This window comes from Bradyrhizobium sp. USDA 4538 (assembly GCF_024171045.1).
In the GTDB taxonomy this organism is placed as follows: domain Bacteria; phylum Pseudomonadota; class Alphaproteobacteria; order Rhizobiales; family Xanthobacteraceae; genus Bradyrhizobium; species Bradyrhizobium australafricanum.
Genome location: NZ_JALJZE010000001.1, coordinates 730,257 through 753,280, shown reverse-complemented (window position 1 = coordinate 753,280; position 23,024 = coordinate 730,257). Strand labels below are relative to the sequence as shown.

Here is a 23,024-nt window from a genome sequence, read left to right as displayed (position 1 = left end):
AAAGGACCTTGCCATGAACAAGCCAGTCCTGCCGCCATCATCGTTGTCGCTGAAACTGCCGATCGCTGGCGGCGGGCTCGAGACCTATCGCCTCGCGGCGTCGCGGACCTTTCCGGCGAAGCTCGAGGGTACGCTGAACCGCGTGGCATTCTCGGCCGCGCATGTGGTCGCCGATCCGCGCGCCGACGTCGATCCCTGGCTGGCCGCGGCGATCGACTGGGACAAGACGATCGCGTTCCGTGAGCATGTCTGGGACCTCGGCCTCGGCGTCGCCGAAGCCATGGACACCGCGCAGCGCGGCATGGGGCTGGACTGGGCGACCTCGCTCGAACTGATCCAGCGCTCGGTGAAGGCGGCGAAGGCCAAGGGCAACGCGCTGGTGTTCTCCGGCGCCGGCACCGACCATCTCACCGTCGAGGACGCCAGGTCGATCGACGATGTGATCCGTGCCTATGAGGAGCAGATCGCGGCAGTGGAGAAGGCCGGTGGCCGCATCATCCTGATGGCCTCGCGCGCATTGGCAAAGCTCGGCAAGAGCGCGGAGGACTACGCCAGGGTCTACGACCGTGTACTGTCGCAGGTTCGTGAGCCCGTGATCATCCATTGGCTCGGCGACATGTTCGATCCGGCGCTATCAGGTTACTGGGGCACGGCCGATCTCGACAAGGCGATGGATACGGCGGTTGCGATCATCAACGCCAATGCGGCCAATGTCGATGGCGTCAAGGTCTCGCTGCTCGACAAGCAGCGCGAGATCGACATGCGGCGCCGGCTCGATCCGCGGGTCAAAATGTACACCGGCGACGACTTCAACTATGCCGAATTGATCGCCGGCGACGACAAGGGGTTTTCCCACGCGCTGCTCGGCATTTTCGATGCCATCGCGCCGGCGGCGTCCTATGCGCTGTCGCGGCTCGCCGCGGACGATGAGGCCGGCTTCCACGACGTGCTCGGACCCACGGTGCCGCTGTCGCGCCACATCTTCAAGGCGCCAACCCGCTTCTACAAGACGGGCATCGTGTTCATGGCCTATCTCAACGGGCACCAGGATCACTTCACCATGGTCGGCGGGCAGGAGAGCGCGCGCTCGACCTTGCATCTTGCCGAGCTGTTCCGGCTCGCCGACAAGGCCGGTCTGCTCGCCAATCCGGAGCTCGCGACGCGCCGGATGACGACGATCCTGGCCACCCGTGGCATCGACGCCTGATGCGCGACTTCTCCAACGATCATCGCTGGCTGTCGCTGAACACGGCGACCGTCAGCAAGCAGGGCGATCTCCTCGCCATCGTCGAGGCCTGCGCGCGCCATGGCATCCGAGCCATCGATCCCTGGCGCGACCAGGTCGCAGCCGTCGGCCTCGACCGCGCCGTCCGTGCGGTCAGGGATGCCGGGCTCGATCTGTCGGGTTATTGCCGCGGCGGCATGTTCACGGCAGATGGCGCGCATCGCAGCGAGGCGCGCGACGACAACCGCCGTGCTGTCGACGAGGCGGCGGCACTAGGCGCCTCCTGCATCGTGCTGGTGGTCGGCGGCCTGCCGCAATATTCACGGCCAGGCAGCGCCGCGTCCAAGGATATCGCATTGGCGCGATCGCAGGTGCATGACGGCATCGCCGAGATGCTGGACTATGCGAAGCAGGCCAAGCTGCCGCTTGCGATCGAGCCGCTGCATCCGGCCTATGCCGCCGACCGCGCCTGCGTGAACACCACGAAGCATGCGCTCGATATCTGCGACGCGCTCGATCCCGACAGAACCGGCGCGATCGGCGTCGCGCTCGACGTCTATCACATCTGGTGGGATCCGGAGTTGATGAGCCAGATCGCACGCGCCGGCCAGGGTCGCCTGCTCGCGTTCCATGTCTGCGACTGGCTGGTGCCGACCAAGGACATCCTCAACGACCGCGGCATGATGGGCGACGGCGTCATCGACATCAGATCGGTGCGCGCCGCCGTCGAGGCGCAGGGCTTTGACGGCTATTCGGAGATCGAGATCTTCTCGAATGCCTGGTGGGGCCGTCCGCTGGACGAAGTGCTGCGAACCTGCATCGAGCGGCACCGGACGGTGGTCTAGGACACCGTCAGGTGGGCACGGCGCCGCATGCGCGCCTCGTGCCTCATTACGACTCTTCGTTGCGGTGCTCGATCTCCAGCGTGACGAGGCGCGCCAGCAGCGTTGCCGGATAGAGCTGGCCGAAGATCGCCTCGAGATTGCACAGGCTCCGCGCGATCGGATGCAACGGAGCGACGTCGCCATAACCTGTCGTCGTGAGCGTGGCGAAGCTGAAATAGAGGACGCGGCTTGCCAATGTCGGGCTGTCTTCCACCTTCATGCCGGGAAATGCATCGGGCCTCAGCGTACCGACAAAGGTGTAGAGCGCCGCGAAGATCACGGCGACCGTGAGATAGAGCAGGACCGCGCCGATCACACGGTGATAGGTGACGCGGCCTGGCGCGAACGTCGCGCGCGCCACCGTCACGGCCATGGTGAGGCCGACGAGCAGCCAGGATGCGGCGAACAGGTTGAGATCGAAAATTGAAGGTGAGCGTAGTCTCAGGATCCCGCCCGTGACGATCATGACGAGCGCGACCAGCATCGTGACGACCGCCAGCGTGCTGCCTGACATCAGGAAGACGCCGCCGACCAGGACCAGCGCGAGCAGGAGCTCAAAAATCTGGAACTCGAACAGCCCCAACGCCTGCAACGGCGCCACCACGAAAATCATGACCAGGAGCAGGACAGTGAGCACCGTCAACAAGGAATCGCCCCAGCGCTCGCGTAGCTCGCCAGTGCTCATCCAGCCGCGCTTCATTCCCGCCCCGTCATTCGGCATTGCATCGGGATGCCGGTACCAGACATTGCTGCGCGCCGGCCGCAAAGGCAAGATGGGGGACTGGCATTCTGTGGCGCGCCCGGCGATCCAGAGCGCTGTCCGGCCGTCTCAGGGGCTCGCGACCCGCTGCAGCGTGTTGAAGCGGGCTTTCTGCTCGCTGCTCAGCATCGTATAGAACTCGTCCAGTGCAGGCTCGATCAGCTTCGCGGCCTTCTGCATGGCCTCGAGGCGGTGCTGCATCGCCTCCAGCCGGCCGACCGGTGTCAGCGGCACGTCGTTCGGGCAGGCCGCCTGCAGGTCCGCGATGGCTTTTGTGGTCGCATCGCTCAGGCGGTCGAGCGCCTCCTTCTGCTTGCCCGCCGGATGAAGCGAGGCCGCGATCCGGTTGATCGGCAGGTGGGCCAGGTCGGATTTCGAATCGCCGCAATTGCCGGCTTGCGCGGTCGCCTCCTGTTGCTGCGGCGAACGCTCGCCGACGTGCGGACCAAGCGCATTGAAGCGGGCCTGTTGCTCGTCGCTGAGCGAGCTGTAGAAATTCTCCAGCGCAGGCCGCACGATCTTGATCGCCTCGAGTGTCGCGCTGATGCGGTTCTCCATCGACCGCAAGCGGCCGGTGGGCGTCATGGCATAGCTGTCCGTGCAGGAGTCCTTGAAGATATCGGCGGCCTTTGCCGCTGATGTCTTCAACTCGTCGAGCAGGGCGCGCTGCTGCTGGTCCGGCCGTACCGCCCGCGCGATGTCGGCAAGCGGCCAGGCCGTGACGCCCTTGTCCGGTTCGCCGCAGAGCTGCTTGACTGCCTGCGGGCTCGTGTCGGTGCGCTGACGGGACCGATCGCGGCCCGCGGTCGCCGGATAGTCGCCAGGATTGATGCTGGCATAGGCGGAGTAGGGACTGTTGGTGTCCCAGAACACGGTGTCGACGAAGTCGTCATAGGCGTAGGCCCAATAGCCGGGCTCGTAGGCATAGGACCAGAACGTGTAGTCAAAGATGTCCGAATAGGCGTAGGGCCAGAACACCGGCCCAAGCCACGCCACGAAGGCCGCGTGGCTGCCGCGTCGCCAGGCATGTCGGGGCGCCCAGCCGCCTTGGCGCGCCGCAAGCCCTGCCTGGCCTTGCGCGCCTGCCTGCTCGCGGAAGTGCGCGGCAAACCGCTCGCGCTGCGCCGCCTGCGTCGCGGCTGTGGTCGCGACCGCGGCTCCAACCGTTGCTGCCGGCGCCAATCTCTGCTGGCGGGCAACGTCGGCCTGCTGCGCACGCTGCTCGCGCTGCAACAGACGGCTCTGCGCCTGCAGGGCACGGTCATGGACGCGTTGCGCGCGTGCGCCTTGGACCTTTTGCGACTGCAGTTGCTGCACGCGTTGCTGCAGGCGATCGATCCGGGTTTGCCGCTCGGTGGTCTGGCGCGAGAGCGCGTCACGCTGCCGCTGCTGCGCCGCCTGCTGGCGTTGCTGGATCATTTGCTGCTGCTGCTGCGCGCGCTGTTGAACGCGCTCCGTCGGCGACGGCCGCTCGCTCAAGCGCGACGGTGGGCTCGGACGTGATGGCGCCGCGATATGCGGAGCCTGGCGCTGCGGTGCTCCTCGACGGAATTCGGGGCGTGGCGTTGCGACACGCGGCGCGGCGATATGGGGGGCCTGGCGCACAGACGGGGCGGCGAAATGCGGGGTCGGGCGCGGCGCCATCGCCGGTCGCTGCGGGGCGTGGAACGCGGGTGCTGCCGGCCGTGCCATCGCGGGTGGCCGCGCCATTGCAGGCGGTCTCGCCATTGCGGGCGGCCTGGCCATCGCGGGAGGGGCGGCGTGTACCATCGGGGCGGGACGCGCCATTGCGGCCGGTGCAGCCGGCCTTGCCGCCGGTGGACCCTTTCCGTGTGGCTGGGCGGACGCGCCGCCGTGCGCCACGAGCATCGAGCTGCCAATCAAAAAGACAACAAGCAAAGCGCTGCGGGAAAGCATGAGCTTAGCTCTCCGTTCAACAGTCGCCCGCAGTACTTTAACGCACCGACGTCGGATTCGTTCGTTGTGGCTACGGCCGGCGTTACGGTCTTCCGGCGAGGGGAACCGTCAGGAAACGTCCTGCGTGAGGGTCGCCGCGATCCGCTCCGTCGCCCAGTCGACCTGATCGCCCGTGATCACCAGCGGCGGAGCGATCCGGATGGTGTGCTCATGGGTGTCCTTGGCGAGGATGCCGCGCGCCTGCAGCGCCAGGCAATAGCGACGGGCGCCGCCGGCTTCGGGATGCAGCTCGATCGCCAACATCAGCCCGCGCCCGCGCACCTCGCGGATCACGTTGGCGCGGATGTCCTGCAATCCGGCGAGAAAGCGGGCGCCCTGTTGCGCGGCGTTCTCGATCATTCCCTCGTCGATCAGCACGCGCAGCGCCGCCCGCGCCACCGCGCAGGCCAGCGGATTGCCGCCGAAGGTCGAGCCGTGCTGGCCGGGCCGCAGCGTGCCGAGCACGGCGTTGTTGGAAAGCACCGCCGACACCGGATAGAAGCCGCCCGACAGCGCCTTGCCGAGCAGCGTCACGTCGGCCTCGATCCCTTCGTGCTGCTCGGCGAGCAGCTTGCCGGTGCGGCCGAGCCCGGTCTGAATCTCGTCGAGCACAAGCATCACATTATGCGTGGTGCACAGCTCGCGCACGCGGGCGAAATAGCCTGGCGGAGGAATCACGACGCCGGCTTCGCCTTGGATCGGCTCGACCAGAAAGGCCGCGGTGTTCGGCGTGATCGCCTGCGCGAGCGCGGCGGCATCGCCGAACGGGATGATCTTGAAGCCCGGCGCGAACGGGCCGAAATGATCGCGCGAGCCGGGGTCGGTCGAGAAGCCGACGATGCCGAGCGTGCGTCCGTGGAAATTATTGGCGCAGACGATGATCTCGGCCTGCCCGTCCGGCACGTCCTTGACCTCATAGGCCCATTTGCGCACCGACTTGATCGCGCTCTCCACCGCCTCGGCGCCGCTGTTCATCGGCAGCACCTTGTGCGAGCCAGTCAGCTCCGCGAGCTCGCGGTAGAAGGGAGCAAGCTGGTCGTTGTGGAAGGCGCGCGAGGTCAGCGTCAGCCGCTGCGCCTGCTCGATCATGGCTGCGAGGATCTTCGGATGACAGTGGCCCTGGCTCACCGCCGAATAGGCGGAGAGGCAGTCGAGATAGCGGTTGCCATCGGTATCCCAGACCCAGACGCCTTCGCCGCGCGACAGCACGACCCCGATCGGCTCATAGTTGTAGGTGCCGAACTGCGCTTCGGTTGCGAGGAAATCAGTGACCGATGCATTCATCATGCGTCACTCCCGCTGCAGCGTACGAGAGACTACATCAAATCGTGCCTGCAGTTGATTTGGGCATCAGTTCCTCCACAGGGAAGTGTGTCGCCAGCCAAATTCGCAGGCGACAATGTGTCGTCTTATGCGCTGATGCTGCAGGGCACGCTGAGGAAGCCGCGGAAGCGCACCCGCCCGCCGCGCACCGGCGCGCCGTCGAGCGCGTAGTTCGGCAAGCGTTTGAGGAACCGCGAGATCGCGATGGCGCCTTCGAGGCGCGCCAGCGCCATGCCGGCGCATTGATGCGCGCCGGTGCCGAAGGCGAGGTGGCGGTTCGGTGTGCGCGCGACGTCGAAAGCTTCGGGGTTGGGGAATTGCGCGGGGGTCGCGGTTGGCCGCGCCGATGCACAGCGTGACCAGCGTGCCCGCCGGCAGCTTGATGCCGCCGAGCTCGGTCTCTTCCACGATCATGCGGTTGCCGAGCTGGTTCGAGCTTTCGTAGCGCAGCATCTCCTCGACCGCGGTCTTGATGAGTTCGGGTTGCGCGATCAGCCGTTGCTTCTGATCCGGATTTTGGCTGAGCGTCACCAGCCCGTTGCCGATCAGATTGGTCGTGGTTTCGTGGCCGGCGTTGAGCAGGAAGATGCAGTTGTGCAGCAATTCCTTCGCGGTCAGCCGCTCGCCATTGTCCTCACCCTGGATCAGCCTTGTCAGCACGTCGCGTTCGGGATTGCCCGGCTTCTTGCGGCGGCGTTCAACCAGCGTTTCGAGATAGGCGAGGAAATCCTTCACCGCATTGTTGCCGCGGTCGAACGCCTCCTTGCCGATCACCGGCTCCAGCGCGCCCAGGATCGCCAGCGACCAGTCACGCAGCGGCTCGCGTTCGTCGTGCGGCACGTCGAGCAGATTGCCGATCACCTCGACCGGAATGGCCGAGGCGAAGTCGCCGATCAGCTCGAAGCGGTCGCGGGTCTCGATCCGGTCGAGCAGGCTGTCGACCAGCGCGATCAGGTCAGGCTCCATGCCGGCGATCGCCCGCGGCGACAATGCGCCCATGATCAGCCGCCGCACGCGGGTATGCGCCGGCGGATCGTTGAAGACGAGGCTGGTCGTGTGATGCTCGTAGAGCAGCGAGTTGCCGTATTTCGGCAAGAACTCCTTCTTCTTGTCGGAGGAGAATGCCTTGGTGTTCTTGTAGGCGGCGATGAGGTCGTCGTAGCGGGTGAGAAAATAGCAGCCGTTCGGCAGCCGCTTGACCGGCGCGCTCTCGCGCAACGCGCGATAGGTCGGGTAGGGGTCGGCATAGAACTCCGGCGTCAGCTTCTCGAGGTCGAAGCCGTCAGCCAGCTCGCGCGCGTGTCCGTTCATGGCGCATCCAACCCAATTAGTTTCATTTGCAACTATCGTAAGCCGCGGGCGGCGGCCGCGCAACACAATTTGCTGGGGCCGGGAACAGCGCGCCGGGGCGTCGCGTGGTGCGAGCAAATCGCAGAGCCATATGCGGTTTTGCGCTTTGATGAAGCGCGCGCGCCCCTCTACAGTCGCGACCAAACAACAAGACCGGAAACGCCAATGCATGCCCGTGCCGACACTGCGGCCTCCTGGCCCGAGGAGATCTTCTCGATATTGCAGCGCTTCGAGGTGCGTCAGGTGCCCTACGTGCCCGACGCCGGCCATTCAGAGCTGATCGAGCGGGTGCTGGGGTCGTCCTCGATGCGCGGCATTGCGCTGACCACCGAGGAGGAGGGCGTGGCGCTGCTCGCGGGCGCCTGGGCCGGCGGCCAGCGCGGTGTGCTGCTGATGCAGTCGAGCGGGGTCGGCAATTGCATCAACATGCTGTCGCTGGTTCAGATCTTCCGCTTGCCGTTCCTCACGCTGGTGACGATGCGCGGCGAATGGGGCGAGTTCAATCCCTGGCAGGTGCCGATGGGCTCGAACACGCAAGGGATTCTCGAATTGTCCGGGATCAAGGTGCTGCGCGCCTCGCACCCTGAAGAGGTCCGCGAAGTCGTCGAGGCCGGCGCAGCGCAGGCCTATAACGCCTGCACGCCAACCGCCGTCCTGCTGTCGCAGCGCCTGATCGGGGCAAAGGTCTTCACCAAATGAGCAAAGCCAATCTCCTCGACCGCCGTGCCGTCGTTTCCGAACTGCTGAAAGATCGCAAGGGCGCGTTCGCCGTCGGCGGCCTCGGCGCCTCGACCTATGACATCGCCGCTGCCGGCGACCACGACCGCAACTTTTATCTCTGGGGTGGCATGGGCGGCGCCGTGATGATCGGGCTCGGCCTCGCGCTGGCCCAGCCGACGCTGCCGGTCGTCGTGATCACCGGCGACGGCGAGATGCTGATGGGGATGGGAAGCCTCGCCACCGTCGGCCTGCAGCAGCCCAAAAATCTCTCGATCATTGTGCTGGACAATGAGGCTTACGGCGAGACCGGCGGCCAGGCCAGCCACACCGGCGGAACCGCCGACCTCGTGGGTGTTGCCAAAGCCTGCGGAATCGGGGAAAGCCGGGCGATCAGCACGATGGCTGAGGTCGAGGCTTTTGCCTCGTCTTTGCAAGACGTTACGGCGGGGCCACGGTTCGCCAGCGCGAAGATCGACGGGGCCAATCTGGAGCGCGTGCTGTCCAGCCGCGATGGCACCTACCTCGTGAACCGCATCAGAGGGTCGATCGGCCACACTCCTATTTAAAGTGGCTTTCGCGGTGCAATAGAACCTTGACTTTTGGTAAAGTGAGTGATTACTCACGACCCAAATGTCTACCTTACGCATGACGAGTGACTTGCGGCGTCAGTTGATCCTGAGCGCCGCAAAGCGGTGCTTCGCCCGCAACGGCTTTGCCGGCACCACGACAAAGAGCGTGGCGGCCGCGGCTGCCATTTCGGAAGGGCTGCTGTTCAAGCACTTCCCGTCCAAGGCGGCGCTCTATGCCGAGATCCTTGCCGAGGAGTGCGAGGCGGATCCCGATCTCGCGCATCTGCTCGGGCAGGAGCCCTCGACCGCGACGCTTGTGGAACTGGTGCAAGGCATGGTCGGTCACTTCATGCAGCTGCGTGATGCGCCGGACCAGGAAGAGGCGCAGCGCATGCGGCTGATGGTGACGAGCCATCTCGACGACGGCGAGTTTGCGCGCCTGCTCTACGACAAGGTCGGCAAGCTGATCGGCCCGACCTTCGCCGCCTCGCTCGAGCGGGCGATCGCCGCCGGCGAGGCCACGAAGATCGGCGACGAGCCGCTCAACCTATTCTGGTTTGCGCACCATACCGTGCTGATGGGTGCGCTGACCCAGCTGCCTGCGACACCATGTCTCCCCTACGGCGATGCCGCTGCGGCCGAGCGGCAGCTTTGCCAATTCATCCTTCGCGGCATCGGACTTACCGAAGCCGCAATTTCAACTCATTTGGGCCGCCAGCCGTCGCCGATCGCAGGACCGTCGGTAACTGCAGAAAGTGCATGACATGAATATTCAGACCGAAAGCCACATCTCGGGGCAACCGATCAAGGAGAAGCAAGCCAAGCGTCCCGTCCGCATGGTGCGCTGGTTCATCATCGTAGGCCTGTTGCTGGCCCTGCTCGTCGGTGCGCTGGTCGGCTTCAACGCCTTCCGCAGCCACATGATCGCGCAGTTCTTTGCCAACAATAAGCCGCCGCCGGCGAACGTGTCGGCCGTCGAGGCGAAGACGGAGGTGATTCCGAACCTGCTGACCGCTGTCGGCGATCTCGTCGCCGTGCACCAGGTCAACGTCACGACCGACGTGCCGGGCCGCATCACCGAGATCCAGTTCACCGCCGGCAGCCACGTAAAGGCCGGTACGCCGCTGGTGCAGTTGTTCGACGCACCGGAGCAGGGCGACCTCGCCAACTACAAGGCGCAGGCGACCGTGGGCGAGCTGCAGCTCGACCGCGCCAAGCAACTCGCGTCGCGCCAGTTCGGTCCGCAGTCGACCGTCGATACGGCGCAGGCGGCTTACGACCAGGCCAAGGCGGGCATTGCCAAGACCGAAGCGCTGATCTCGCAGAAGCTGGTGCGCGCACCGTTCGAAGGCGATCTCGGCGTGCGCCAGGTCGAAGTTGGCCAGTATCTGACGGCCGGCACGCAGATCGTGTCGCTGACCGATCTGTCGGTGCTGTACGCCAACCTGACCGTCACCGAGAAGCAGAGCTCGCAGATCAAGGTCGGCCAGGCCGTACGGGTCTCGGTCGACGCCTATCCGGGCCGCACCTTCGAGGGCAAGATCACGACCATCGAGCCGCAGATCGCGACCGACACCCGCAACATCCGGGTGCAGGCCACGATCCAGAATCCGGACAGCATCCTCAAGCCCGGCATGTTCGCGACCACCACGATCGTGCTGCCCGGGAAGCCGCCGGTCGTGACCATTCCCGAAACCGCGGTCGACTACACGCTGTACGGCGACTCGGTGTTCCTGATCACCGAGAAGAAGGGCGACGACGGCAAGACCACCCTGACCGCGGACCGCACCTTCGTGAAGACCGGCAACCGCGTCGAGGGCCGTGTCGAGATCCTCAAGGGTCTGAAGGCGGGGGACAAGGTCGTCGCAGTCGGCCAGATCAAGCTGCAGTCGGGCATGCCGGTTGCGATCTCGACCGATCCGCCGCCGCCGGTTCCGGCCGAACCGCCGCGCTACTGATCTTCATTCATCGAACTCGGAGGGCCATCGGCCCTCCGCCACATCTTGCCGCAAGCCGGCAGAACACGAATCGAGTTGGCGATGGCCTTCACTGATATTTTCATCAAGCGCCCGGTGCTGTCGGTCGTCGTCAGCCTGCTGATCCTGCTGATCGGCCTGCGCGCGGCGATGGTTTTGCCGATCCGGCAATATCCGAATCTTTCGAACACTGTCGTGACGATCACCACGTCATATCCCGGTGCGTCGCCCGAGCTGATCAACGGCTTCATCACCACGCCGATCGAGCAGGCCGTCGCGTCGGCCGAAGGCGTCGACTACATGACGTCGAACTCGGTGCTCGGCACCTCGACGATTCAGGTCTACGTCAAGCTCAATCACGATCCGAACCAGGCACTGACCGAGGTGCTCGCCAAGGTCAACTCGGTCAAATACCTGATCCCGAAGGAAGCCTTCGACCCCGTCGTGACCAAGGCGACCGGTGACACCATCGCCGTGATGTATCTCGGCTTCTCCAGCGAGGAGCTGACCGGATCGTCGATCTCCGACTACCTGACCCGCGTCGTGCAGCCGGTGCTCTCGACGGTCGATGGCGTCGCCTCGGCCGACATCCTCGGCGGCCAGACCTTCGCGATGCGCGTCTGGCTCGATCCGACCCGCATGGCCGGACGCGGCGTGTCGCCCAACGACGTCGCCGCCGCGATCGCCGCCAACAACTTCCAGGCCGCCGCCGGCCAGACCAAGGGCTTCTTCATCGTCTCCAACGTCTCGGCCAATACCGACCTTCAGAACATCGATCAGTTCAAGCGGATGATCGTGAAGGCGAAGGACGGCGGCTTCGTGCGCATCGAGGACATCGCGACGGTGGAGCTCGCCGCGCAGAGCACGGACGCCAGCGTCGCCTTCAACGGCGAGCATGCGATCTTCATCGGCATCAAGGCGACGCCGCAGGGCAACCCGCTGACCCTGGTGAAGGGCGTGCGCGCGCTGTTCCCCGACCTCGAGCGCAACCTGCCGCCGTCGATGAAGATGAAGGTGGCCTACGATTCCACGAAGTTCATTCAATCGTCGATCGATGAGGTCGAGAAGACGCTCACTGAAGCGGTCCTGATCGTCGTCGTCGTCATCTTCCTGTTCCTGGCCTCGCTGCGGTCGGTGATCATTCCCGTCGTCACCATCCCGCTGTCGCTGATCGGCGTCTGCATCCTGATGCTGGCCGCCGGCTTCAGCTTCAACCTGCTGACGCTGCTGGCGATGGTGCTGGCGATCGGCCTCGTGGTCGACGACGCGATCGTGGTCGTGGAGAACATCCATCGACATCTCGAGGAGGGCCTGCCACCGGTGCAGGCATCGCTAAAGGGTGCCCGGGAGATCGTCGGTCCCGTCATCTCCATGACGATCACGCTGGCGGCGGTGTACGCGCCGATCGGCTTCCTCGGCGGCGTGACCGGCACGCTGTTCCGCGAATTCGCCTTCACGCTGGCGGGCTCGGTGATCGTGTCGGGCGTGATCGCGCTGACGCTGTCGCCGATGATGTGCTCGGTGTTCCTCAAGAGCGCGGAGGAGGGGCGTTTCGCCAAGGTGGTCAATCGCGTGTTCGGCGCGTTGACGCGGGCCTATGGCCGTCAGCTCGACCGTTCGCTCGACTACCGCCCGATCACGGCGCTGTTCGCCGTGACCATCCTCGGTCTGGTCGGCTTCCTCTATATGCACATCCAGAAGGAGCTGGCGCCGCAGGAGGACCAGGGCATCGTGTTCGCGGTGACCAAGGCGCCGAAATACGCCAACATCGACTACATCGATTTCTACGGCGACAAGATGGACAAGGAGTTCCAGAAGTTTCCCGAGACCGACCTGCGGTTCATCCTGAACGGCATCACCGGTCCGCAGGGCGGCTTCGCGGGCATGCTGCTCAAGCCGTGGGATGAGCGCAAGCGCAGCGCGCAGGCGCTGCAGCCGCTGGTTCAGGCCGAGCTGTCCAAGATCGAGGGCATCAGCGCGTTCGCGTTCAGCCTGCCGCCGCTGCCCGGCGGCCCCGGCGGTCTGCCGGTACAGATGGTGATCTCTTCGACGGCCGGATTCCAGCAGGTGTTCGACCAGATGAGCAAGCTGAAGGATGCGGCGCGCAAGAGCGGCCTGTTCATCGTCACCGACAGCGACCTCGACTTCAACCAGCCGGTGGTCCGGGTGAAGGTCGATCGCTCCAAGGCGAGCGACCTCGGTATCACCATGCAGTCGATCGGTGGCGCCCTGGCGACGCTGCTCGGCGGCAACTATGTCAACCGCTTCAATCTGGAAGGACGCTCCTATCAGGTGATCCCGCAGGTGCCGCGCGCCAGCCGGCTTGCGCCCGAGGCATTCAACGATTACTACGTCCCGACGGCGACCGGGCAGCTGGTGCGGCTGTCGACCGTGGTTTCTGTCGAGACCGGCGTCGATCCGAATGCGCTGACCCACTACAACCAGCTCAACTCGTCGACCTTCCAGGCCGTGCCGATGCCCGGCGTCTCGATGGGCCAGGCGGTGGAGTTCCTGCAGGGTGAAGCCAAGAAGCTGCCGTCGGGCTTCAGCTACGACTTCCTGGCCGACTCCCGGCAATACGTCCACGAAGGCAACCAGCTGCTGGTCACCTTCGCGTTCGCCATCATCATCATCTTCCTGGTGCTGGCGGCGCAGTTCGAGAGCCTGCGCGATCCGTTCGTGATCATGATCTCGGTGCCGATGGCGATCGTCGGCGCCTTGATCCCGCTGTTCTTCGGCGTCGCCACCATGAACATCTACACCCAGGTGGGCCTGCTGACGCTGGTCGGACTGATCACCAAGCACGGCATCCTGATGGTGGAGTTCGCCAACGAGTTGCAGCTCAACGAGGGACTGGACCGCCGCGCGGCGATCGAGATGGCCGCCCGGATCCGCCTGCGTCCGATCCTGATGACGACGGCGGCCATGGTCACCGGCCTGCTGCCGCTGCTCACGGCCTCGGGCGCCGGCGCTGCCAGCCGCTTCTCGATCGGGCTCGTGGTCGTAGCCGGTATGACGATCGGCACGCTGTTCACGCTGTTCGTGCTGCCGATGGTCTACACGGTGATTGCGACCGACCACCAGGCCGCGGCCCATTCCGATCGCGCCAAGCAGATCGCCGACTACGAGCTCGACCGTCGCGGCGGCGCGCTGAAACCGACCTGAGCCCTCCAAGCTCATGCTCGCAGGGAAGGCGGCACTGGCGAAAGCCACTGCCGCCTTTTCTTTGTCTCGTGATAGCCTTTGCCGACGGCGGGCAGAAAATACTCGCCTCAAGGAAATCCGGAGGAAACAGGCATGGCGAGCGAGTTTGCGGCGGGCAATTACCGGTTCATTCCGGCCGTCTTCCAATATTCAAGCGGCGCGCAGGCGAACGCGGGCTATGAGATCGAGCGGGTGCGCTTCGATCGCCTGCTGCCGCTCGCGGAAGGTTTTGCGCGGATCGCGGCCTACATCCGCGATGCCGGCCGGCCGCTGACCGCGTTCTGCGCCTGCGAATTGCGTTCGCCGGCCGCCTTCACCGAGGACGGCTTCCGCGCCTTCAACCAGCACTACGTCAAGACGCTCGCCGAATGGGGCCTGTTCGACGGCACCATCAATCCGGTGGCGCGCAGCAACGTCTGTCCCGAGATCGATCCGCCGGCCGAGCCGTCGTTCCATGCGTTCTCGTTCACGCGGCCGAGCACGACGACGTCGCCGTCCTTCGTGATCGCCGGCGGCGCTGAGGCGCGCAGTGGCACCGCCAGCTATCCGGACCGCATCGTTTGCTATCGCGATCTCAGCCCCGGCGCGTGGCGGGAGAAGGTCCGCTTCACCGCCGGCGAGATGGAACGCCGTCTCGCCGAGTTCAGCTTCGGCTGGCAGGAGACGACGGCGGTGCAGGCCTACACCGTGCACGACATCCATCCCGTGCTCGTGGACGAGCTGGTCCGCCGCGGCGCCACCCGCTCCGGCCTGACCTGGCACTTCTGCCGCCCGCCGGTGGTCGATCTCGAATACGAGATGGATTGCCGCAGGGTGCTGCGGGAAGTGGTGATTTGACTGACGAGCTTTAGTGGGTGCGCATGCTACGAATCCCGTCATCCTGAGGAGCGCGTAGCGCGTCTCGAAGGATGAACGGCCCGGTCGGTGGCCGTCGACCCTTCGAGACGCGCGCAAGATGCGCGCTCCTCCAGCGACAAAGGCGAGCCTTTGCGCGGGGGTGACGGAGAGAGCATAGGCGCTCGCTGTGGCACGAATCCACTACCGCGCCTTCGGGTCGAGCGCGTCGCGCAGGCCGTCGCCGACCAGATTGAACGACAACACGACCAGGAAGATCGCAAGCCCTGGCCAGACCGCCATCCATGGCGCGCTGGTCAAAAAGCGTTGCGCGGCGTTGAGCATGCTGCCCCAGGACGGCGCCGGCGGCTGCTGGCCGAGGCCGAGGAACGACAGCGCGGCCTCGGCGATGATCGCGGCTGCGATCGACAGCGTGGCCTGCACCAGCAGCGCCGGCAGGATGTTGGGCAGGATGTGGACCAGCGCGATGCGCCAGCGCGGGTTGCCCATCGCGCGCGCCGCCTCGACATAGTCCTCGACCTTGACGCTCATCACCTGGCCGCGGGTCAGGCGGATGAAGATCGGGGTCGCCGAGACGCCGATCGCGATCATGGCATTGCTAAGACTCGGGCCGAGGAACGCCGCGAGTGCGATCGCCAGGATCAGGAACGGGCAGGCCAGCATCGCATCGGTGATGCGGCTGATCAGCGCGTCGATGAAGCCGCCGCGATAGCCGGCGACGAGGCCGAGCGGCACGCCGATCGCAAGCGCGATGCCGACCGAGATGACGCCGGCAAGCAGCGAGGCGCGAGCGCCGAACACGATTCGGGCGAACACGTCGCGGCCGAGTTCATCGGTGCCGAACCAGTGTTGCGCCGACGGCGCCTTGCGCACCAGCGACCAGCTCGTCGCGACCGGATCATAGGGCACGATCAGCGGCGCGAACACGGCGAGCAGGATGAAGAGCGCGATCACGGCGAGGCCGAGCACGGCACCCTTGCGCCGGATCAGCCGCCGCCAGGCGCGCCGCGCCGGGCTCTCGAGCGTTTCGGCGGCGGCAAGCGGAGCGAGGGGGCTGAGCGCAGCGTCGGTCATCCGATCAGCCCCTCAGCCGCGGGTTGACGAGGATGTAGGCGATGTCGGCAATCAGGTTGAGCGTGATGTAGATCGTCGCCGTGGTCAGCACCACGCCCTGCACGACCGCATAGTCGCGGTTGAACACGGCATCGACGATCAGCTTGCCGAAGCCCGGGATCGAGAAGATCTGCTCAGTGAGCACCGCGCCCGACAGCAGCGTGCCGAGCTCGAGCGCGCCGAGCGTGATGATCGGCGTCAGCGCGTTGCGCATCGCATGCTTGAGGATCACGGTGCGCTCGGACAGGCCCTTGGCGCGCGCGGTGCGGACATAGTCGCTCTCCAGCACCTGCAGCATCGCGCTTCGCGTATGCCGCATCAGGATCGCCGCGATCGCATTGCCGAGCACGAAGGCCGGCATGACCGATGCGGCGAGGCTCGCGCGCCAGTTTTCGCTGAGCGGCACGTAGCCGGAGGCCGGCAGCCAGCCAAGTTCGACGGAGAACAGGAAGATCAGCATGATGCCGAGCCAGAAATTCGGCGTCGAGATACCCCACAGCGCGAACAAATTGGCGCCATAGTCCCACGCCGTGCCGATTTTCACCGCCGAGATGATGCCGGCGGGAATGCCGATCAGGAAGGCGACCACGATCGCCATGCCGGCGATTTGCATCGTAACCGGCAGCTTCTGCGCGATCAGGCTCGACACCGGCATCTTGTTGCGCAGGGACTCGCCGAGGTCGCCCGTGAGCACGCCCTTGACCCAATAGGCATATTGCACCGGGATCGGTTGATCCAGGTGATATTGCTGGCGGATCTGTTCGATGACGGCCGGATCGCGCTCCTCGCCGGCCATGACGAGTGCCGGATCGCCGGGCAGCAAATGTTGCAGCGAGAAGATCAGGAGCGAGACGAAGAACAGCGTCGGGACCAGCTGAACCAGCCGCTTGGCGAGGAAGTTCAGCATTGTCGGCCCCGCGTGTCCTGCGCTGTGGCGATCATTTCAATTTCAGCCCGACCACGCGCACCAATCCGTCCGGCATCTGCCGGTAACCCTCGACCTTGGTGGAGTGGGCGATCAGGAGTGTGCGGTGATAGATGTAGATGATCGGCTCGTCATTGAGCACGATCCTGGTCATCTTCTCGTAGATTGCCTTGCGCTGGGCGGGATCGTTGATCAGCCGTGCATCTTCCATCAGCTTGTCGGCTTCCGCGTTAGAATAGCCGCCGTCGTTCTGCGGCGCCTTGGTGTGCAGGAAGACATAGGAATTGCCGTCGGGATCGATCCGGCCGCTCCAGTTGATCTGAAACACCTGAAATTCGCCGGCCTGGGCCTGCTTGAAAGTCGTCGCAAATTCGACCACGCGGATCTTGATGTCAAAGCCTGCTTCGGCCGCCATCGACTGCACGACCTGGGCTACGGCTTCGTTCTCGGCGCCTTTGGGGACCATGTAGTCGATGGCGACGGGCAGCGTGACACCGGCCTCCTTCAGCAGCGCCTTGGCCCTGGCAATGTCGCGGCCCCGAACCGGAAACGCTTTCTGATAGTAAGGGTGCGTCGGGCTGACCCACTGATTGCCCGGCGTGAACTCGCCGTTGAAGACGACCTGGTTGAGCGCCTCGCGGTCAATCGACAGATCGAGCGCCTGGCGCACCTTTTCCGACTGGCTGAGCGGCCCCTTGCTCTTGTCGTTGCCGATGTTGATGGTGAGGCCGAGATAGCCGAGTTCAGGTGCGGTCGACAGCACGAGCCGCTTGTCACTTCGGACGTCCTTGATATCGGTGGCAAGCACGCGCTCGATCAGATCGAGCCCGCCGGATTTCAGATTGGCGAGCCGCACCGTGGCATCGACGATAGGAAGGAACACGATGCGATCGATGAAGACGTTGTCCTTGTTCCAGTAATCCCCGAATTTCTCGAACACCATGCGGTCCTGCTGTACGCGTTCGACGAACTTGTAGGGTCCGGCGCAGACTGGATGCAGTCCGAATTTGTCACCCGCTTCCTTCACCGCCTTCGGCGAAACCATCATGCCGGCGCGGTCGGTCAACTGGGCGATCAGCGGCGAGTAGGGCGTCTTGAGCACCAGCTTGATGGTCAGGGGATCAACGACGTCGACGTGGTCGAGAGCAGCCAATTCCGGTTTGCGAAACGAGGTCGGCAGTGTCAGATGGCGCTCCAGCGAGAATTTGGCGGCTTCGGCGTCGAACGGCTCACCGTCGTGGAACTTGACGCCCGGCCGGAGCTTGATCGTCATCTCCTTGCCGTCGGCCGAGTTCTCGTAGGACAGCGCGAGTTGCGGAACGATGTTCAGCTTCTCGTCGATGTCGAACAGCTTGTCGCAGAAGGCTGAAAAGACGATGCGGCCGACATAGGTGCGTCCGATTGAAGGATCGAGGATGTCCGGGTCCTCGGCGAGCCCGATGCGGAGTGTCGTCTCGGCACGCGCGCTCGTTCCGCACCAGGTCACGAGGGCCGCCATCAGGACCGCCAAGCGCCAAAATCTCATCGCCAACCCCTTGTTCCCTACGCCTCTGTTCCCTGTGAAATAACCCCGGGCTGTCCCGAGGCTTCCGCCGCATTGAACGTCGCCACCAGCTTTTCCAGTGTCGGCGAGAACCCGCCATCGGAGGGCACGATCGCCTCCGCGTCGGGCAGCTCGCCCGTCCGGTGACAGGCCGATGCATAACCGGTGCCATCTTCGCGCAATTGCGGAACCTCGCTGCGGCAGCGCGCGATCACATAGGGACAGCGGGTATGGAAGCGGCAGCCGGAGGGCGGATTGAGCGCGCTCGGCAGTTCGCCCTCCAGCACGATGCGGCTGCGCTTCGCACGCGGCTTCGGCACCGGGATCGCCGACAGCAGCGCGCGGCTATAGGGATGGCGCGGCGCGGCGAACAGCGCTTGGGCATCCGCCGTCTCGACGATGGTGCCGAGATTCATCACCGCGACGCGGTCGGCGATGTGCTTCACCACGGCGAGATCGTGCGAGACGAAGATGTAGGCAAGCTTCAGGCGGTCCTGCAGGTCGCGGAGCAAGTTCAGGATCTGGGAGCGGATCGAGACGTCGAGCGCCGACACCGGCTCGTCGCAGATGATCAGCTTCGGCTCGACCGCGAGCGCGCGGGCAATCGCGATGCGCTGGCGCTGGCCGCCGGAGAATTCGTGCGGATAGCGCCGCGCAAAGCGCGGCTCGAGCCCGACCAGACGCAGCAGCTGCTCGACCCGCTCGCGGCGGGCTGGCGGCGGCACGAGATTGTGCAGTGCCAGCGGCTCGGTCAGGATCTGGCTCACCGTCATACGCGGGTTGAGCGAGGCGTAGGGGTCCTGAAAGATCAGCTGCGCGTCGCGGCGGAATGCGCGCAGCTGCTCGGCATTGAGCGTGCCGAGGTCGCGGCCCTCGAAGCGGATCCGGCCGGCATCCGGCTCGATCAGCCGCAGCACCAGCCGGCTGACGGTGGATTTGCCGCAGCCGGATTCGCCGACCAGCGCCAGCGTCTTGCCGGCCTCGACCGTGAAGCTGACGCCGTCGACCGCCTTCACATGGGCGGTCGGCCGGCCGAACAGCGAGCGTTCGGCGACGAAATGCTTCACCAGCCCTTCGACCTCGAGCAGCACGGTCATGACACCAGCCGCTCCAGCGGCGCTCGGATACAGCGCGAGGAGTGGGTCGCGCTCAGCATCGCGAGCGGCGGCGGCGATTGGGTGCAGGCATCCTCGACGAACGGACAGCGCGCGGCGAAGCGGCAGCCGGCGGGCGGGTTCGCCATGTTCGGCACCATGCCCTCGATGGTGGCGAGATGGCTGGTGCGGCGGTCGAGCCGCGGGATCGAGCCGAGCAGGCCGACCGTGTAGGGATGCTGCGGATTGGCGAACAGCTCGTCGACCGGCGCGCGCTCGACGATTTCGCCCGCATACATCACCGCGACCTCGTCGCAGACTTCGGCGACGACGCCGAGATCGTGGGTGATCAGGATGATCGCGGCGCCGCTCGCAGCCTTCAGCTCCCGCATCAGATCGAGGATCTGCGCCTGCAAGGTGACGTCGAGCGCGGTGGTCGGCTCGTCGGCGATCAGAAGCTGCGGATCGCAGGCCAGCGCCATCGCGATCATCACGCGCTGGCGCATGCCGCCGGACAGCTTGTGCGGAAACTCGTCGATGCGTTTCTCGGGCGAGGGAATATGCACGCGGCGCAGCAGCTCGATGGTGCGTTCGCGCGCCGCGCGGCGGGAGCCGCCGCGATGGCGCAGAATCGTCTCCGTAATCTGGTCGCCGATGGTAAAGCTCGGATTGAGCGAGGTCATTGGCTCCTGGAAGATCATCGCAAGGCGATCGCCGCGCAGGTCGCGCAACGTCTCGTCCGGCACCTCGAGCAGGTCGAAGCCGTCGAAGCGGATCGCGCCGGACACCGCGGCGGATTGCTTCGGCAACAGCCCCATGATCGCGAGCGAGGTCACGCTCTTGCCGCAGCCGGACTCGCCGACCAGGCCGAGCGTGGCGCCCTTGGCGACGGAGAGATCGACGCTGTCGACGGCATGCGTGGTGCGGCCGTCATCGCCCTGGAAGGTGACGCGCAGGCCTTCGATCTCGATCAGCGGGCCTGCTGTCATTTACGGCTCGTGGTTGCCGCCGCGATGCCGGCGTCGATGGTGGCGCGATCGCTGGTTCCGGCCGGGTTGTCGCGGGTCGGCATGAAGCTCCGGAATGGCGCCCAGTGCTCGCGGCTGACGGCCTCCAGCCGCTCGAGCTCGCGCAGGGGATCGGCGTGGTCGTCGACGCGCAGGTCGAGCAATGGCCATTCCTCCGCGCCGTGAATTAAGAGAGCCGCCGACTGCTTGCCGCGCTTGTCGCCGCCGGCCGCTTCGCCGGCGAACATCGCCTTGATCAGCCGCTCCGCGAACGGCAGCTTCTCGTTCGCGGCATAGACGCGCGCGGTCTCGTCGAGCACCGCGGGGCCGGCCAGCATGTTGCCGGCGATCGAGAACCCGTCGCCGGCGATATGGCCGAACCAGTCGACGCAGTCCTTGCCGGAATGCGCAGCGATGCGGCCCCTGGCGTCCATGACGTGGAGCTGCCGGCTCTCGCGGCCGCTGTCGGGCGCAATCAGCGCCGCGATCACCTCATGCGGGCTGTTGCCGCCGCGCAGCAGCGCGAGGCCGTCGATGCCGTAATAGGGATTGACCAGCGCCTGCGTCGCCACCGCGCCGATCCCGGGTGCGATGTGCGGCACCAGCGCGCCGACCGCGAAGAACCGCGTCGCGACGGCGATGCCGAGCTGGCCGGTGGCGCTGTCGCGGGCGATGATCGACCAGGTCATCTCAAACCTTCGTGTTTAGCGGCCTGCGGCGTAACCCTGCATGCCGCGCGGATTGGCGGCGGCGCGGCGGCGGGCGCCGACCTTCGAGGCCGCGGTGAGGCGGCCTTCCGACCAATCGGGACCAATCTCGACCACATGGCCGCGGCGCTTCAATTCGTCGATGGTCGATTTTGGCACGCGGTTTTCCAGCACCAGGACGCCGGGCCGCGAGGTGCGCGGCCAGAACGAGATCGGGAAATGCTCGGAGTGCCAGGCCGGCGCGTCGATCGCCTCCTGCAGATTGAGCCTGGCGTGCACATGACGCAGGAAGAACTGCGTGATCCACTGGTCCTGCTGATCGCCGCCCGGCGAGCCCCAGGAGAGATACGGCTCGCCGTCGCGCAGCGCCATGGTCGGCGAGAGTGTGGTGCGCGGCCGCTTGCCCGGCGCGAGCGAAGCAGGGTGGTTCTCTTCGAGCCAGAACATCTGGGCGCGGCTGCCGAGGCAGAAACCGATCTCGGGAATCACCGGCGAGGACTGCAGCCAGCCGCCGGACGGCGTCGCCGAGATCATGTTGCCGGCCTTGTCGATGATGTCGAAATGCACGGTGTCGCCGCGCACTTCGCCGAACCGGCCGACGGTCGGCTCGCCCGCGCCCATGGCGCCGACCGCTTCACGATGCCCTTCGGCGTGTCGCAACTTCACAACGCCGCCGAAGCCCTCGACCGCGCCGGGGCGGAAGTCGAGCGAAGCCTTGTCTTTCGAGATCAGCTTGCGCCGTTCGTTGTTATAGGCATCGGACAGCAGCGTTTCGATCGGGATGTCGGTGAATTTCGGATCGCCGTAGAACGTCTCGCGATCGGCATAGGCGAGCTTGGCTGCTTCGATCTGCAGATGGATGAAGTCGGGGCCTGCGGGATCGAGCCCGTCGAGCTCAAAACCCTTCAGCAGCGCGAGCTGCTGCAGCATCACCGGACCCTGGCTCCAGACCCCGGCCTTCTGCACGGTGTAGCGGCCGTAGTCGTAGGTGAGCGGCGCCTCGATGGTCGGCTGCCAGCGCGCCATGTCGTCGGCCGACAGGACGCCGCTATGCGGCGAGCCGGAAACGTCCATCACCTCCTGGGTGCGACAGAACTTGTCGATCGCCTCGGCGACGAAGCCCTTCGACCAGGCCTGCCGCGCGCGCTCGATCTGCGCGACGCGATCGCCGCCGGCACTCTCCGCCTCGGTGAGGATGCGTGCATAGGTCTCCGCGAGCTTCTTGTTGGTGAAGATGGTGCCAGGCTTCGGCACCTCGCCACCAGGCAAATAGACGTCGGCCGATGTGGTCCAGTATTTCCGGAACAGTTGTTCGACGGTCTTGATGGTGGCCGATGCACGCTCGACCAGCGGATAGCCGTCGCGTGCGTAGGCGATCGCGGGCTCCAGCACGTCGCGCAGCTTCATGGTACCGTAGTCGCGCAGCAGCAGCATCCAGGATTCGAATGTGCCGGGCACGCAGGCCGCGAGCAGGCCGGTGCCGGGCACCATCTCGAGGCCCTCGCTGCGATAATGCGCGATGGTTGCCTTCGCCGGCGCCGGGCCCTGGCCGCAGATCACTTCGCTTTTGCCGCGCTTGACGTCGTGCACGATGATCGGAACGTCGCCGCCGGGGCCGTTCAGATGCGGCTCGACCACCTGCAGCGTGAAGGCGGTGGCCACTCCGGCGTCGAAGGCGTTGCCGCCTTTCTCCAGCGTTGCCATGCCGACCGCGGTGGCGATCCAGTGCGTCGAGGTGACGACGCCGAAGGTGCCTTCGATCTCGGGCCGGGTTGTGAACGGATCGGGGTTGATGTTGCTCATGGCGATTGAC

The 23,024-nt window shown here is 65.6% G+C and carries 19 protein-coding genes and 1 pseudogene; 9 read left to right on the top strand and 11 right to left on the bottom strand.

The window, feature by feature from the left end; genetic code table 11:
• Positions 1-13 precede the first annotated feature (13 nt).
• Together J2R78_RS03265 and J2R78_RS03260 are read left to right on the top strand one after the other, a co-directional pair.
• The gene (locus J2R78_RS03265; protein WP_253609680.1) at positions 14-1,207 is read left to right on the top strand and encodes a dihydrodipicolinate synthase family protein; all 1,194 of its coding nucleotides are present in this window, start codon (positions 14-16) and stop codon (positions 1,205-1,207) included.
• Complete coding sequence (locus tag J2R78_RS03260) at positions 1,207-2,070, top strand: sugar phosphate isomerase/epimerase (RefSeq protein ID WP_253609679.1); 864 nt, start codon at positions 1,207-1,209, stop codon at positions 2,068-2,070. Before J2R78_RS03265 ends, J2R78_RS03260 begins: the two co-directional genes overlap by 1 nt.
• Before the next feature lie 46 nt (positions 2,071-2,116).
• On the opposite strand, the gene J2R78_RS03255 is transcribed toward J2R78_RS03260, so the two are convergent.
• On the bottom strand, positions 2,117-2,809 hold the full coding sequence (locus J2R78_RS03255; RefSeq protein ID WP_028331847.1) for a potassium channel family protein: 693 nt from the start codon (positions 2,807-2,809) through the stop codon (positions 2,117-2,119).
• A gap of 129 nt (positions 2,810-2,938) precedes the next feature.
• Positions 2,939-3,865, bottom strand: a complete 927-nt coding sequence (locus tag J2R78_RS44925; protein ID WP_253609678.1) for a Spy/CpxP family protein refolding chaperone — start codon at positions 3,863-3,865, stop codon at positions 2,939-2,941.
• A 51-nt stretch (positions 3,866-3,916) separates the two neighbouring features.
• Between J2R78_RS44925 and J2R78_RS03245 the strand changes: the two genes are divergently transcribed.
• Positions 3,917-4,372, top strand: coding sequence for a hypothetical protein (locus J2R78_RS03245; RefSeq protein ID WP_253609677.1), 456 nt, complete (start codon positions 3,917-3,919; stop codon positions 4,370-4,372).
• 522 nt (positions 4,373-4,894) lie between these two features.
• Here the strand turns inward: J2R78_RS03245 and rocD are convergent.
• Together rocD and J2R78_RS03235 are read right to left on the bottom strand one after the other, a co-directional pair.
• On the bottom strand, positions 4,895-6,109 hold the full coding sequence (gene rocD / locus J2R78_RS03240; RefSeq protein WP_253610069.1) for an ornithine--oxo-acid transaminase: 1,215 nt from the start codon (positions 6,107-6,109) through the stop codon (positions 4,895-4,897).
• Positions 6,110-6,234: 125 nt separating this feature from the next.
• Positions 6,235-7,459 (bottom strand): annotated as a pseudogene (locus tag J2R78_RS03235) (cytochrome P450).
• 204 nt (positions 7,460-7,663) lie between these two features.
• Here J2R78_RS03235 and J2R78_RS03230 point away from each other — a divergent pair.
• The 6 genes from J2R78_RS03230 to J2R78_RS03205 all read left to right on the top strand — a co-directional run bounded on the left by J2R78_RS03230 (position 7,664) and on the right by J2R78_RS03205 (position 14,804).
• Entirely contained in the window at positions 7,664-8,197 is a 534-nt protein-coding gene (locus J2R78_RS03230) for a thiamine pyrophosphate-binding protein (protein ID WP_018270486.1), read from the top strand.
• Positions 8,194-8,784: a thiamine pyrophosphate-dependent enzyme gene (locus J2R78_RS03225; protein ID WP_253609675.1), complete on the top strand. Its 591-nt coding sequence runs from the start codon at positions 8,194-8,196 to the stop codon at positions 8,782-8,784. Before J2R78_RS03230 ends, J2R78_RS03225 begins: the two co-directional genes overlap by 4 nt.
• 64 nt (positions 8,785-8,848) lie before the next feature.
• The gene (locus J2R78_RS03220) at positions 8,849-9,550 is read left to right on the top strand and encodes a TetR/AcrR family transcriptional regulator (protein WP_026192475.1); all 702 of its coding nucleotides are present in this window, start codon (positions 8,849-8,851) and stop codon (positions 9,548-9,550) included.
• Between the two features lies 1 nt (position 9,551).
• Positions 9,552-10,745 (top strand): efflux RND transporter periplasmic adaptor subunit, encoded by a 1,194-nt coding sequence (locus J2R78_RS03215; protein WP_076827115.1) that lies wholly within the window; start codon positions 9,552-9,554, stop codon positions 10,743-10,745.
• 81 nt (positions 10,746-10,826) lie between these two features.
• Entirely contained in the window at positions 10,827-13,928 is a 3,102-nt protein-coding gene (locus J2R78_RS03210) for a multidrug efflux RND transporter permease subunit (RefSeq protein ID WP_253609674.1), read from the top strand.
• A 132-nt stretch (positions 13,929-14,060) separates the two neighbouring features.
• The gene (locus J2R78_RS03205) at positions 14,061-14,804 is read left to right on the top strand and encodes a hypothetical protein (RefSeq protein ID WP_253609673.1); all 744 of its coding nucleotides are present in this window, start codon (positions 14,061-14,063) and stop codon (positions 14,802-14,804) included.
• A gap of 201 nt (positions 14,805-15,005) precedes the next feature.
• Here the strand turns inward: J2R78_RS03205 and J2R78_RS03200 are convergent, their stop codons facing one another.
• From J2R78_RS03200 to J2R78_RS03170, 7 genes are read right to left on the bottom strand one after another with little or no spacing between them, the layout of a single operon-like run.
• Positions 15,006-15,896: an ABC transporter permease gene (locus J2R78_RS03200; RefSeq protein WP_253609672.1), complete on the bottom strand. Its 891-nt coding sequence runs from the start codon at positions 15,894-15,896 to the stop codon at positions 15,006-15,008.
• Between the two features lie 4 nt (positions 15,897-15,900).
• Positions 15,901-16,842, bottom strand: a complete 942-nt coding sequence (locus J2R78_RS03195) for an ABC transporter permease (RefSeq protein ID WP_016842919.1) — start codon at positions 16,840-16,842, stop codon at positions 15,901-15,903.
• Between the two features lie 31 nt (positions 16,843-16,873).
• Positions 16,874-18,385: an ABC transporter substrate-binding protein gene (locus J2R78_RS03190; RefSeq protein WP_253609671.1), complete on the bottom strand. Its 1,512-nt coding sequence runs from the start codon at positions 18,383-18,385 to the stop codon at positions 16,874-16,876.
• Positions 18,386-18,402: 17 nt separating this feature from the next.
• Complete coding sequence (locus J2R78_RS03185; protein WP_253609670.1) at positions 18,403-19,500, bottom strand: ABC transporter ATP-binding protein; 1,098 nt, start codon at positions 19,498-19,500, stop codon at positions 18,403-18,405.
• Positions 19,497-20,486 carry an ABC transporter ATP-binding protein gene (locus tag J2R78_RS03180; RefSeq protein WP_253609669.1) on the bottom strand — a complete coding sequence of 330 codons (990 nt, stop codon included), beginning with the start codon at positions 20,484-20,486 and terminating at the stop codon, positions 19,497-19,499. The genes J2R78_RS03185 and J2R78_RS03180 overlap by 4 nt, the downstream gene beginning before the upstream one ends.
• A complete protein-coding gene (locus J2R78_RS03175; RefSeq protein ID WP_092083247.1) occupies positions 20,483-21,193 on the bottom strand; it encodes a DUF1028 domain-containing protein in 711 nt (236 codons plus the stop codon). The genes J2R78_RS03180 and J2R78_RS03175 overlap by 4 nt, the downstream gene beginning before the upstream one ends.
• Positions 21,194-21,208: 15 nt before the next feature.
• Positions 21,209-23,014, bottom strand: coding sequence for a gamma-glutamyltransferase family protein (locus J2R78_RS03170; protein WP_253609668.1), 1,806 nt, complete (start codon positions 23,012-23,014; stop codon positions 21,209-21,211).
• Between the last annotated feature and the right edge of the window lie 10 nt (positions 23,015-23,024).